Source organism: Rossellomorea vietnamensis (genome assembly GCF_008180615.1).
GTDB classification, from domain to species: Bacteria; Bacillota; Bacilli; order Bacillales; family Bacillaceae_B; genus Rossellomorea; species Rossellomorea vietnamensis_D.
This window is the reverse complement of the sequence record NZ_VTEH01000011.1, coordinates 79,405-91,808: the sequence shown is the minus strand read 5'-3', so window position 1 is coordinate 91,808 and position 12,404 is coordinate 79,405. Positions and strand designations below refer to the sequence as shown.

Below are 12,404 nucleotides of genomic sequence, written 5' to 3'. Positions count from 1 at the left end.
TTTTTACTCTGTTACATACCAGTTGTGCGCATTGCTTAAGAAGGAATACGGAAGAACTTCTACGCCTTGGAATCGCTTGTTGTGCGCCCATAGGCTGTTTTGTGCATAAAGAATGACTGCAGGGAGGTCTTCAGAGAATTTAACCTGCCAGTCGCTGTACACTTTCTTGCGGTATTCCTGGTCAAATGCATCCGGAGGAGTAAACGCATCCTTCAGCAATTGGTCAGCTTCAGGGTTGTTCCAGCGGGAATAGTTATAACCTGCCGTTGAATTCCATAAGCCGCTTGGATCTGGATCGGAACTGCCCAAGCTCCAGCCGATCAGGTAAAGATCCCAGTCCTGGCTGTTCAATTCCAGATCTTCAAAGTAGGCAGCTGCTTCCTTCGGCTGGCGAAGGTCGATGTTGATGCCGACTGCTTCAAGGAACTCTTCAATGATTGGAGCAGAACGCTCACGGATTTGGTTTCCTGTCGGGTAGTTCAGATTCAGCACCCATTCGTTTCCTTGTGGATCTTCACGGAATCCGTCTCCGTCTTTATCAACATAGCCCGCTTCATCGAGAAGGGAGTTTGCTTTATCCGCATCAAATGCATATTGATTTGGGTTGGTTTCATCGTAAGCCCAGAATTGTGTCGCGATAGGGGAATTTTGAATCGCTCCCCGTCCGAACAACAATCCGTCAATGATGGCCTGGCGGTCGATCGCATAAGCAATCGCCTGGCGTACTTTCGGGTCAGCTAACTTTTCATTTTTCGTCCATTTATCAGGGGAGATGGTCGTATCACCTTTTGCACGGTGGTTATGCATCATACCCATGATTTGATATCCGAAATCCGGCTGTTCAACAATTTCTACATGTTCCATGGCAGCAACTGTGTCATAGTCGGCAGCCTGGAATCCGTTTGGATCTGCGACAAAATCGATTTCGCCATTTTCAAGCAATCCGAGGATGACAGACTGGTCGACAACTCTCCAGACAACGCTGTCCAGCTTGGGCTCTCCTTGCCAGTAATCTTCGTGCTTCGTCAGAACATACTGTTCACCTTCCACCATTTCCGTGAAACTGAAAGGCCCGGTTCCGACCACTTCGTTAGGATCACGGGAAGCGGCATGTTCAGGGATTTCGGCAACAGGCACATCCGCGAATTTATGTTCAGGAATGATGGTGAAGCTTGCATCGGCCAAAGCAAGCACGTTCGGCTCTGCAAAAACAAATTTGACTGTATGATCATCTACCTTGACTACTCCTTGAAAGTCGTCTGTTTTTCCAGTTGAGAAATCCTCATAGCCTGCGAGTCTTTCCACATAGTTCGTACGGACTCCGCCAGCCTCTATATAGCCCGGACTTGAAAGCGTTTTGTAAGTAAATACAACATCATCAGCAGTAAAGTCTTCGCCATCATGCCACTTGACTCCATCTTTGAGTTTGAAGGTATATTCTGTATTATCATCATTAGGCTCCCATTCTGTTGCCAGGTTAGGAATAAATTCAAGTTCTGTATTTTGGCTTAACAAGCCTTCATGAGTTAAAGAAAGAATGTTAGATTCATAAGCTTCTGTGTAGAAGATTGGGTTAAACAGCCCCGTAGGCGCAGTGTCCATAGCACCTGTCAATGTGCCGCCGGTTTTAGCCTCCCCGTCTCCTTCATTTTGGTTTCCTTCTTCATTAGTAGATGATGTTCCGCTGCAAGCAGCCAGCATTCCAAGCACCATAACAGTCACAAGCATAAGCAGCCAACTCTTCTTTTTTACCAAACTCATTCACCCCTTTTAGTTTTAAAAAAGCATGGCCGAACCGAAAGAATAGAGTGGCACCACCTCCTTTAACTAGTCATCTTAAACCTGCTTATCGTACAGGTGGCAGGCTACATGATGACCGCCTCCTGCATCAATCAGCTCCGGCCGGTCGACTGCACATCTCTCATGTGCCTTGGGGCATCTAGTCCTGAATGCACATCCGGATGGCGGGTTTGAGGGGCTGGGCAGGTCACCGGTCAATATGATTTTTTCACGGTTCTTTCTTTTTTCAATAGAAGGAACGGAAGATAATAATGCCTGGGTATATGGATGGAGCGGCTGGTCATACAAGTTTTTCTTAGGAGCAATTTCAGCAATCCGTCCAAGATACATAACGGCAATCCTGTCGCTTATGTGCTTGACTACGCTAAGATCATGGGCAATGAACAAGTACGTAAGGCCGAATTCTTCCTGGAGGTCTGCCATCAGATTCAGCACCTGAGCCTGAATGGATACATCGAGTGCTGATACCGGCTCGTCGCAGATGATAAATTTTGGATTCAGAGCAAGTGCCCTGGCGATGCTGATCCGCTGTCTTTGTCCTCCTGAAAATTCATGGGGATATTTCAGTCTGTCTTCCGAACGCAGCCCCACCTTTTGCAGCAGGGAAATAATCTTGTCTTTTCTCTCCTTCTTTTTCAATGAGGTTTGTACAATTAAGGGCTCCTCTATTAATTCTTCTACACTCATTTTGGGATTGAGTGAAGCAAATGGATCTTGAAAGACAATCTGCATATCCCTTCTGTAAGGACGGAGCTTGCGGGTGCCCAAAGCCGAGATATCATTGTCTTCAAAAATGATCTTCCCTTCCGTTTGCTGCAGCAGCCGGAGGATCACACGGCCAAGAGTGGATTTCCCTGACCCTGACTCGCCGACCACCCCAAGCGTTTCTCCTCTTTTAATAGAAAGAGAAACATCATCCACTGCTTTGACGTGGCCAATGGTCTTCTTGAGAACTCCGCCTTTAATAGGGAAGTATTTTTTAATATTAATAGCTTCTAGTATATATTCCTGATCCGTTCCTGCTTTGTGCTCTTTTTCTATAACTGACACGGAGCTCCCCCCTTATTCATATAGATAGCAGCGAACCCTGCGGTCCGGTTCAATCGGCATTAGCTCAGGATTCTCAGCCCTGCACTTATCCATTACGTGCGGACAGCGGTCGGCAAAACGGCAGCCTGCAGGAAATAGGTGTGAAGGAGGAACGGTGCCTTTAATGGCCCCCAGCCGGTCGACTTCCTTCTCCAAGCTTGGCAGGCTCTCGAGCAAGCCCTGTGTATAAGGGTGCTTTGGCTGATCAAAAATCGTTTCAGCGTCCGTTTCCTCAACAATCTGCCCTCCGTACATCACCATCACTCTATCGGCATACTCTGCTACCACTCCTAAATCATGGGTGATCAAGAGAACGGCCATATTGAACTTTCTTTTCATTTCATCTAGTAAATCCAAGACCTGCGCCTGGATTGTAACATCCAAGGCTGTCGTCGGTTCATCCGCAATCAGCAGCTTCGGATCACAGGAGATGGCGATGGCAATCATCGCCCTCTGGCGCATACCGCCCGAAAGCTGATGGGGATACTCACGCATAGTCTCTTCTGCCCTGGGAAAACCGCACATCTTCAGCAATTGCACTGCCTGGCGACTAGCCTGCAGTTTTGAAAGTTTCTGATGTCTGATCAACGTTTCTACAATTTGGTTGCCTATTGTAAAAACAGGGTTCAAAGCTGTCATGGGTTCCTGAAAAATCATTGCAATATCCTTGCCCCTTACTTTAGACATATGCTTGTCATCCATATGGACAAGGTTTCTGCCGTCGAAGACAATTTCGCCCTCCTGAATCTTTCCAGGCTTGCCGATCAGCTTCATGATCGATAATGAAGTGATGCTTTTTCCGCTGCCCGATTCCCCTACCAAAGCCAGCGTTTCTCCCGGCTTTATAGAAAAGTCAACGCCATCGACAGCTTTAGCTACTTTCTTATCCTCCAAGTAGAAATAAGTTTTCAACCCTTTTACATTCAGCAGTTCTTTTTGAGTCATCTGCGTCACCTCAGCCTCCGGTCTCGTATTTTTTGGGGAGCTAATCTGTAGTAATTTATGAGTGAAAGTATACAATTTAGACTTAATTTTTTCAATATACTGAAGATTAGAAATATTGTCATATTTTGTGGTTTTGTGCTTGGTTCATTTCGACCTTCGAAGCATCTCTCTGTTTTTCACTTTGTTTACTTGGTATTGTATATGGGTAGAAACACTTCCTGATTTTAAGTAATCGCTTGATAAATATAGGTTTCTACGCTTTCCTTTCTCTTGGCTGAGGGTAGATTCACACACCTCTATACCTTTTCTTTGACAAGAATAATTCATTGTGATTTTGTCGAAAAGTTTTACTGAATTGTTTCAAATATTACAATAGAGTACCTGGCGGTGAGGTAAAAGGTTGGAGGAAGCTAGAATCGAGGAAGGGATATGGGGGATGAATCTTCTGGGCGACACAACCTGGTTAGTCCTTTCCTTCGACTTCTGAAGGCAGGTTCACTGCTCGCCGATTTATACCCTGGGTTCAAGTTGTAAAGTTGCTTTCTGTTCTGTATTAAAGAAGCCAGAGAGGAATTTTCAGCGGGTGATCTTGAGGTGCAAGACGGTGCGCCGCAGACAGGTTTTTGATAGATATGAAAGTGTATGGCTAGACCAGCCTCAGCCCCCGAGGGTCCGCGTTCACTCTGGAACGGAGAGCCATTGTGGATATTGAAAAATAAAGGAAGAAACTTCTCTTATTTAAGAAACAGCACCCAAAACAGCTTAAATAAGTGAAAATAATTCCGCTATTGTCTTAGAAAACAGGAAAATGGGCCATCTTTCATTGATTAAGGGAAAAAACTTCCCTTATTTGTCCTTAATCGCGGGCAGTTCTGGATTTAAGGGAATAATCTTCCCTTATTTCAGGGCAGAAATGACAGAAATGGCCGGTTACTCCATTTAGGGGAGTCCTTCTATAAACTCTGCTTCCTAGTGAATGAATCCGTCAAACCAAACTGGTGAGAAATCTATAAAAAAACGCACTCGAATTCAATAGTGAATTCAAGTGCGCTTACATATGTGTTTTGCACTTTCAACGTAAAGCAGCTACCCCACAAGCTTCAAGTCCGGACTCGAAGTTTCCTCGTCCGGCTTGTCCAGGTTTGCATCACTTAAGAGATCATTCAAGCTCTCTGTCATCTTCCTCAGCGTGCTTACTTGCGATACCATACGCTCGATTGCTTCATACTGGCCATTGGAAGCCTGGAGGATGTGCTGGTTCTGCCCTTTTGAAGATTGAGTGAAGGCAAGGAGCTCCTTGTAGGTCTCGGAAACGGACTGAACACTCGCGAGCAATTGCTGGCTTGATGCACTTATATCGGTCGTTTGCAGTTCCACCTCTTGAGATTTTTTAAGAATATCATCAAAAGCCGTAATCGTTTGGGTCAGGAATGCCTGGCTGTCCTCCATCTTTTCAACACCTTGCATCGATGTTAATCCCGCGCTCTCGATTTCTTTTTGAATACTTTCCACAATGGTAAAAATCCTCTGGGTCGCCAGCTCTGACTGAGAAGCCAGCCTGCGGACCTCTTCGGCTACGACACTGAACCCTTTTCCGTGCTCTCCTGCTCTTGCAGCCTCGATGGAAGCATTCAAAGCCAGAAGATTCGTGCTTGCAGTGATGGCCGCTATCTCTTCTGTGATGCTGCCAATTTCATGTGACCTCGAACTCAGCATGTGGACGATTTCATTTGTTTCACCCAGCGCTGTTTTCGTATCGTTCATCATGGAAGATACATGCTGCAGGGAGTCCTTCCCTGTGCTTGTCGAGGAAGTCGTTTCCATTGCCTGTGAGGCGACGACTTCTATGCTTTTGCTAATCTGTTCTACAGCAGCCTGGATCTCAGAAATGTAGATGCCGTTCTTCTCAGCTTCTGCTGCTTGTCTTTCTGAATCGTTGTTTTGATGTGATAACAGTCTTGTGATTTCATTAAAAGAAACTGATGCCTGCTGCGATTCGCTATTTAATGTATCGGCTGTTTCATACACTGATCCGGCGATACTGTCCATCTTAACGAACATTTGCTTCAGTTTCTGCTGCTTATTTTGATTTTCTTTTTCTAATTCCCTGACATATTTATTTCTAATGCTGATTTGATAAGAGGTACCCGCACTTGTAAGCACGAGGTAGAATGCGTGAAGAGCAAACATAAACCAAGTGTATTCACTGGATCCGTACAGCATTTCGGTTCCGGCAAACATGGCACCCAAATGAAAGAGAGCAAAGATACCCGTCATAAGTGCGATGACATCGACCCGGTCATAAAACGCAATCAACGCCACGACAAGGAAAATCGAGAAATGATAGACAACCATCCCTCCGCCATTGACGATCATCGCCAAACTGATGAAGGTAAAAAGAACAGAAATCAGCCATGGCAGGGCTTTATGCTGTGTATTGACTTTGTACAAAGAAAGAGAAATAAGGAAAAGTAAAAGTGGAACGGCTAGGTAGGCATATAACAGCGGTGAATGTCCCATGTGGGTGGATGTTTCTCCATGCATGGCGGCGACGGTAAAAGTTTGATGAATCATATGTATGGCAAATGTGAGCACTACCCCAATTCCCGAAAAAATGATCATCGTCTTATTCTTACTGGTTAACATAGTAACTTCCTTTCTTATTTCGCATTCAAGATAATTAGCCTTTATTACTATAGTAGCCGTAATCATCAAATACAGGAAGTTTCTAATGTGCCACATTTCGACAGAATGCGCTGTTTATTAAAATACTAAACTGCTTTAAATTTGGTAAATTGTACTTAGTTTATTGATTAGACAAACTAAGTTAGTTCTGCTACAATTCAGATAACTTTTAAATTCAACTATTAATTTAGAGAACAAGGGGGGAAAGAAAGCAGTCATACTTTCATTAGGCTTTATTTTGTAAACGCTTTATTTACTCTTGTAAGTTAGCGTATTTTCTAGCCTGTTGTATAGAAAATTTGCCTGCATTCATTATGACAAAACAGAAGAGTTCACTTTACATTTTTTCCATCACACTCGTCGCCACTCTGGGCGGTTTGCTCTTCGGCTACGACACTGCTGTTATATCCGGGGCAGAAAAATCAGTACAATCCTATCTAATTGACGGACTCGGCTTAAGTTCCTTCATTCATGGAGCCACCATCTCAAGTGCGTTAATTGGATGTATTATTGGAGGACTTCTATCAGGATACTTCTCTTCTGCATACGGCCGTAAGAAATCTTTGATTATCGCTGCCGTTCTTTTCTTATTATCCGCTTTGGGATCGGCCTACCCGGAGATTTTATTTTTTACTCCCGGTGAACCGACAATCGGTTTATTGATCGCCTTTAATATTTACAGAATAATCGGCGGTATTGGTGTAGGTTTAGCATCTGCCATCGTTCCAATCTATATTGGGGAAATAGCACCTGCCCATATCCGGGGACGGTTAGTTTCGTTCAATCAATTTGCCATCATCTTTGGGATGCTTGTCGTTTATTTTGTTAACTGGGGCATTGCAAGCGGACAATCTTTGGAATGGATAAACGAGATTGGCTGGAGGTATATGTTCGCATCGGAAGCCATTCCCGCATTATTGTTCTGCATCTTCTTATTTTTCGTCCCGGAGACACCTCGGTATCTTGCATTAAAAAAAGATGATGAAGGCGCATTGAGTATCCTCAGCAAAATAAATGGAACCGCTGCTGCCAAGTCTATCTTAAGAGACATCAAGGAATCGGTGAATGTTTCTACTGAAAAATTATCGGTTTTCGCTTATGGTAAAATGGTGATCGCTATTGGAATCCTCCTCTCTGTTTTTCAGCAGTTTGTGGGAATCAATGTCGCTCTCTATTACGCTCCGCGGATTTTTGAGAGCATGGGTGCAGCAAAAGATGCCTCTATGCTGCAGACGATTGTCATGGGGCTGGTAAATGTCATTTTCACAGTGATTGCTATCATGACAGTCGATAAACTGGGACGCAAGCCTTTATTGATTGTTGGCTCAATCGGCATGGCCATTGGCATGTTCGGTGTGGCAGGCTTGGCCTTTGCCAATATTATTGGCATCAGCACCCTGCTGTTCATCGTTGTATATACTGCTTCCTTCATGATTTCCTGGGGCCCGGTCTGCTGGGTATTAATCTCTGAAATCTTTCCTAACAGAATCAGAGGCCAAGCTGTAGCCATTGCTGTCGCGGCACAGTGGGCAGCCAACTATCTGGTGTCTTCAACCTATCCGATGATGATGGAATTCAGCGGTGGTATGACATATGGAATCTACGGGATCATGAGTGTACTATCTGCGATTTTCGTTTGGAAGTTTGTCCCTGAAACCAAAGGGAAATCACTCGAACAAATGGAAAAACTGTGGCAGGTCCCTTCAGCTAAGAACAGCAAGGCCATATAACTCCAGGCAATGCCTGATTACTATTGAAATTTCTATAACATTAACACGTTAAAGCGCTGAAAGGGACAGTCCCTCTCAGCGCTTTAACGTGTTAACGTACTTCTATTTCATTCCGGACTGAACCCGTTTTTTGATACCCCGATCTCTATGCCGGTATCCTGGAATTCTTCCCGCAGCATTTTCAGTACGACTTTATAGGCTGTCGGATTGTACCATTTCTCCAAGCCAAGCTGTCTATAAATCTCCTCAACCCCAAGCTTGGCAGTCCTTCTTCCGCCGCTGCCGTCCCCCATCCAAAAGTCATCGATGGTCACTCTTTTCGCAATCCTCTTTAATTTTTCCGGAAACTCTCTCGTACATGGAAGCAGCGGCGCGATCGTGGCTTGCGTCATGATTCCCGCTTCTGTAAGTTCTTTCAGCACAGACATCCTGGCAGGAATCGGCGGTGCCGTTGGAGAGAACGCTTTTCGGACCTCTTCTTTATCGGTTTCTATCGTCATGGAGATTCTGATTTTGTTTCTGAACTGTTTAAAAAGATCCATGTCCCTTTTCACTAAAGGAGATCTTGTCTGCAGATGGATGAACTCCGGCTTCTCTTCCAGCATGACTTCCAGCAGGCTCCTCGTCAGCCCGGTTTTTGCTTCAATCGGCTGATAAGGATCGGTAGAGGAAGACATGAACAGGGTGACCGGCCCTTTTTTCTTTGCTTTAGCGAGATCCTTTCTGAGGATTTCCGCGGCGTTGGTTTTGATATCCACCCATGTTCCCCATTCTTGTTCACGAAAAAGGGAAATCGGCATCTGCCTGACATAGCAGTATTTACACCCAAAAACACAGCCGGCGTAGGGATTCAGCGAATGAGTAAAGTTATCGATCGCCCCTTTTCCCGGCGTCAGTATGCTTTTGGAGACAATATCTTTCAGTTCCGGCTTCATGTCCTCACCCCCTCACCGGTTAAGATTCTAAAATAATGTTAATAGTGTCTATTATATAGAAAAGACCGGATCGTGAAGAAGCAGCGGGGGCCATCCAATTTTATCCACACACCTCCAAGCACCCTGCCATTCATTTTTCATGTGGCTGCCGTTGTGATAATCCGCGTAAAATGTTAGTAGAAGGATGAAAAAATGGATAACTTTCAGTACTATGATCCCCTTATTAATTTCTTGTTGATTGTAATTAGCTGCTTGACCATTGTTTTCTTAACAGAACTAAAAGATTTTTACAGAAAAAATTATAAACTGTTGATCTTCTTTACCTTTTCAATTGTCATTATCTTATGCATCAGGTTTTCCACTTCCTTGAGCGAGGGGCTCATTTGGGATTTAAGGGATATCCCCTTGGTATTCGGCACCATTTATGGCGGACCGCTGGTGGGGGCAGGCCTGTATGCGGTTACGGTGCTATACAGGCTGAGCCTTGGGGGAATGGGGATTTATACGACCATCTTTGGGAATGGGGCAGAGGTGCTAGCCGCCATCCTGCTTTTTAAATCGTATCACTCTTTGTCATTCAGAAAAAAATTCTTGACGGGAACAGGACTCACACTCATTTCCCCTTTGATCACAGGGGTGACCGGCCTGTTCCTTGTCCAGCTCACAACAGAGCTTGTAATTGTGTGGTTATTTGATTTCTCATTGACTCTCATTAGCTCGATGGTTGTCATGCTCGTTATCCTGCTGCTCACCAGAAGCCTTCAATACAAAGAGAAGACGCTTGTTGCAGAAAAAAATGAAATGGTCGCCCATCTGTCAGCCAGCATCAACCATGAATTAAAAAATCCGTTAACAACGGTTTTCGGCTTTCTCCAGCTTCTTCAGCAAACCGAACAGGACGCACAAAAAAAGCAGTATATCGAAATCTCCATAAGTGAGCTGGAACGAGCAAAAAGCCTGATATCGAATTATTTGGCCTTCGCCAAACCTCACTCTGAAAAAGTAGAAAATCTCAACTTGAAAGATCAGCTTCACTACGTTCTGCAAGTAGTGAAACCCCTGGCCAACCAGCACAGCATTGCATTAGAGTCTGATTTGGAAGACTGTGAAATATGGGCTGATAAGCAAGGACTTCAGCAGGCCTTCATGAATTTCTTATTGAACAGCATAGAAGCGGCAGCCCTGGTACCGGCAGGAGGGAAAATATCCGTCACTTCATTTATTTTCAACCGAAAAGTGAAATTGTGCATTGAAGACAACGGAGTCGGTATGGATAAGGAGCAGATCAGCCGGCTTGGACAGCCTTATTTCACGACAAAAGGGCAAAGCGGAACTGGCTTGGGTCTGATGGTTTCCTACAGCATCATCAAGAATCTCGGCGGTGAAGTTACAGTCGAAAGCGCGATCAATAAGGGCACGACTTTTACAATCGAACTTCCCCTTGCTGAATCGGATCAATAGCCCAAGCGCCTTAACCTCACTTTTAAAAGCGAAGCGGCACGTTGTCCTTCGCTTTTTTGGCGCGGCTTTAATGGATGACCAGGCCAGCCTCCCAGAATACCTTTCTACGATTTTTTAAAAATTTTATTGCCAAAATATGAGAATAAAGAGATAATTTCACTATATTCATTAACGGAGGATTTCCCATGATAAAAAAATACATAGGAATCACACTCTTTCTCATAGGAGCTTTTCTACTGGTCAGCTCCGTCGTTTTCTTTCCAGAATTCAGCCATGTCCGCGCTTTGCGGATATCAGGAGGAATTCTGTTGTTTGCGGGAATGGCATTTGTTCCGGAATATAAGTAAGAGAGGATGCCGGGTTCAAGGGATTTCCACATGAAATCCGGCTTTCAACATATATAAGAGTATATACATAATAGAAAAGGAGAAAAGATCATGAATTCGTCACCTGTTTTAGGGAGTGATCGTATTGTTACGATCGATATCATCAGGGGGTTTGCTCTATTCGGAATTTTCCTGGTGAACATGCCCGCTTTTCACTCTGCTGAATTTTTGAGATCAATCAATGCTGTAGAAGCAGATTTGTCAGGCGTGGATTATTGGATTGACTTTTTTTTCGCGTTATTCATCGACATGAAGTTCTTCACGATATTTTCCTTTCTCTTCGGACTCGGCTTCTATATCTTTATGAGCCGCGCTGAGCAAAAAGGGCTTAAAGTAACACCGCTTTACCTTCGGAGGATTCTGGGGTTGTTACTATTCGGCGCCGCCCACCTCATCTTCTTGTGGTTCGGGGATATCCTGCATACCTACGCACTAACCGGGCTTCTGCTGTTGGCTTTCTATAAAAGAAAGATTAAGACGATGATCATCTGGGCCTTCAGCCTGCTGCTGGTGATCAATGCTCTGTTCAGCATGACGCTGTTACTTCCCAGCGGACTGCTGGAGGAGTTTCAAGATATGAACGTTACTGCCTACAATGAGCAATATGATGAGTATGTCGACGCTTATACGACAGCAGGATACGGAGAACTGATTTCCTACCGTCTCGGAGCTGAACTCGTTCCGCTCATTTTCAATGCCATTCCAGCTATGATTCCTGTGCTGGCCATGTTCTTGTTTGGTTTAGCTGCAGGAAAAGCAGGCATTTTCCGGCCGGATACACAGCATTTGGGACTGATCCGCAAAATCCGGACCATCTCATTCCTGATCAGCATTCCGCTTGTCGCACTGCTGGCGCTTTATAAACTGGAAATCATCGGCGAAGGAGTTAAAAATTCAACCTACGTTCAAGTGTTTACAAGCCTGAGCGGAGTAACGTTATGTTTCTTCTATATCTCAGCTTTGACACTGCTCTTAAGGAAGGATCAATGGCAAAAACGATTACGTCCGCTTGGCTTTGCAGGACAGATGGCGCTGACAAATTACCTGTCACAATCCATCATCTGTGTCTTGATCTTCGTCGGGTTGGACTTATACGAAGAAGTTAGCTTGTGGGCCGGCACCCTTATCGCCCTGGCAATCTTCAGTGCCCAAATTATCTTCAGTTACTTCTGGCTGAAGAAATTCCAATTCGGTCCATTCGAATGGCTGTGGAGATCCTTCACCTATGGAAAATTTCAATCTATGAAAAAGAAAGACCCTGCTCCTGGGACAGTTGATAACCGGGGGATACTATAGAAGAGAAAGCGGCTTCACTCTAAATAAAGGGCTCCGATTTTTGGGAGCCTTTTGTATAAATGACATTAGTACTGACC

Annotated in this window: 9 protein-coding genes; 4 read left to right on the top strand and 5 right to left on the bottom strand. The window is 44.6% G+C overall.

What is annotated here, in order from left to right:
- Nucleotides 1–3 precede the first annotated feature (3 nt).
- From FZC79_RS13895 to FZC79_RS13880, 4 genes are all read right to left on the bottom strand, one after another.
- Nucleotides 4–1,761 (bottom strand): peptide-binding protein, encoded by a 1,758-nt coding sequence (locus tag FZC79_RS13895; protein WP_148947374.1) that lies wholly within the window; start codon nt 1,759–1,761, stop codon nt 4–6.
- 75 nt (nt 1,762–1,836) lie between these two features.
- On the bottom strand, nt 1,837–2,841 hold the full coding sequence (locus FZC79_RS13890; RefSeq protein ID WP_435873951.1) for an ABC transporter ATP-binding protein: 1,005 nt from the start codon (nt 2,839–2,841) through the stop codon (nt 1,837–1,839).
- Nucleotides 2,842–2,862: 21 nt separating this feature from the next.
- Nucleotides 2,863–3,834, bottom strand: a complete 972-nt coding sequence (locus tag FZC79_RS13885; RefSeq protein WP_148947526.1) for an ABC transporter ATP-binding protein — start codon at nt 3,832–3,834, stop codon at nt 2,863–2,865.
- Between the two features lie 1,086 nt (nt 3,835–4,920).
- Nucleotides 4,921–6,480 carry a methyl-accepting chemotaxis protein gene (locus FZC79_RS13880; protein ID WP_187442786.1) on the bottom strand — a complete coding sequence of 520 codons (1,560 nt, stop codon included), beginning with the start codon at nt 6,478–6,480 and terminating at the stop codon, nt 4,921–4,923.
- A 353-nt stretch (nt 6,481–6,833) separates the two neighbouring features.
- On the opposite strand from FZC79_RS13880, the gene xylE reads away from it, so the two are divergent.
- Nucleotides 6,834–8,249, top strand: coding sequence for a D-xylose transporter XylE (gene xylE, locus FZC79_RS13875; RefSeq protein WP_148947371.1), 1,416 nt, complete (start codon nt 6,834–6,836; stop codon nt 8,247–8,249).
- 107 nt (nt 8,250–8,356) lie between these two features.
- Here the strand turns inward: xylE and FZC79_RS13870 are convergent, their stop codons facing one another.
- Complete coding sequence (locus FZC79_RS13870) at nt 8,357–9,184, bottom strand: SPL family radical SAM protein (RefSeq protein ID WP_148947370.1); 828 nt, start codon at nt 9,182–9,184, stop codon at nt 8,357–8,359.
- 192 nt (nt 9,185–9,376) lie between these two features.
- Here FZC79_RS13870 and FZC79_RS13865 point away from each other — a divergent pair, with 192 nt between their 5' ends.
- The 3 genes from FZC79_RS13865 (at nt 9,377) to FZC79_RS13860 (ending at nt 12,327) form a co-directional block, all read left to right on the top strand.
- The gene (locus FZC79_RS13865; RefSeq protein WP_148947369.1) at nt 9,377–10,645 is read left to right on the top strand and encodes a sensor histidine kinase; all 1,269 of its coding nucleotides are present in this window, start codon (nt 9,377–9,379) and stop codon (nt 10,643–10,645) included.
- Nucleotides 10,646–10,830: 185 nt separating this feature from the next.
- Complete coding sequence (locus FZC79_RS23205; RefSeq protein WP_187442785.1) at nt 10,831–10,992, top strand: hypothetical protein; 162 nt, start codon at nt 10,831–10,833, stop codon at nt 10,990–10,992.
- Between the two features lie 90 nt (nt 10,993–11,082).
- A complete protein-coding gene (locus tag FZC79_RS13860; RefSeq protein WP_148947368.1) occupies nt 11,083–12,327 on the top strand; it encodes a DUF418 domain-containing protein in 1,245 nt (414 codons plus the stop codon).
- Nucleotides 12,328–12,404 lie beyond the last annotated feature (77 nt).

Excerpts from the sequence above, each read along its gene's own strand:
- FZC79_RS13895 (WP_148947374.1), bottom strand. The coding sequence starts at position 1,761 with ATGAGTTTGGTAAAAAAGAAGAGTTGGCTGCTTATGCTTGTGACTGTT.
- FZC79_RS13885 (WP_148947526.1), bottom strand. The coding sequence starts at position 3,834 with ATGACTCAAAAAGAACTGCTGAATGTAAAAGGGTTGAAAACTTATTTC.
- FZC79_RS13880 (WP_187442786.1), bottom strand. The coding sequence starts at position 6,480 with ATGTTAACCAGTAAGAATAAGACGATGATCATTTTTTCGGGAATTGGG.
- xylE (WP_148947371.1), top strand. The coding sequence starts at position 6,834 with ATGACAAAACAGAAGAGTTCACTTTACATTTTTTCCATCACACTCGTC.
- FZC79_RS13870 (WP_148947370.1), bottom strand. The coding sequence starts at position 9,184 with ATGAAGCCGGAACTGAAAGATATTGTCTCCAAAAGCATACTGACGCCG.
- FZC79_RS13865 (WP_148947369.1), top strand. The coding sequence starts at position 9,377 with ATGGATAACTTTCAGTACTATGATCCCCTTATTAATTTCTTGTTGATT.
- FZC79_RS23205 (WP_187442785.1), top strand. The coding sequence starts at position 10,831 with ATGATAAAAAAATACATAGGAATCACACTCTTTCTCATAGGAGCTTTT.
- FZC79_RS13860 (WP_148947368.1), top strand. The coding sequence starts at position 11,083 with ATGAATTCGTCACCTGTTTTAGGGAGTGATCGTATTGTTACGATCGAT.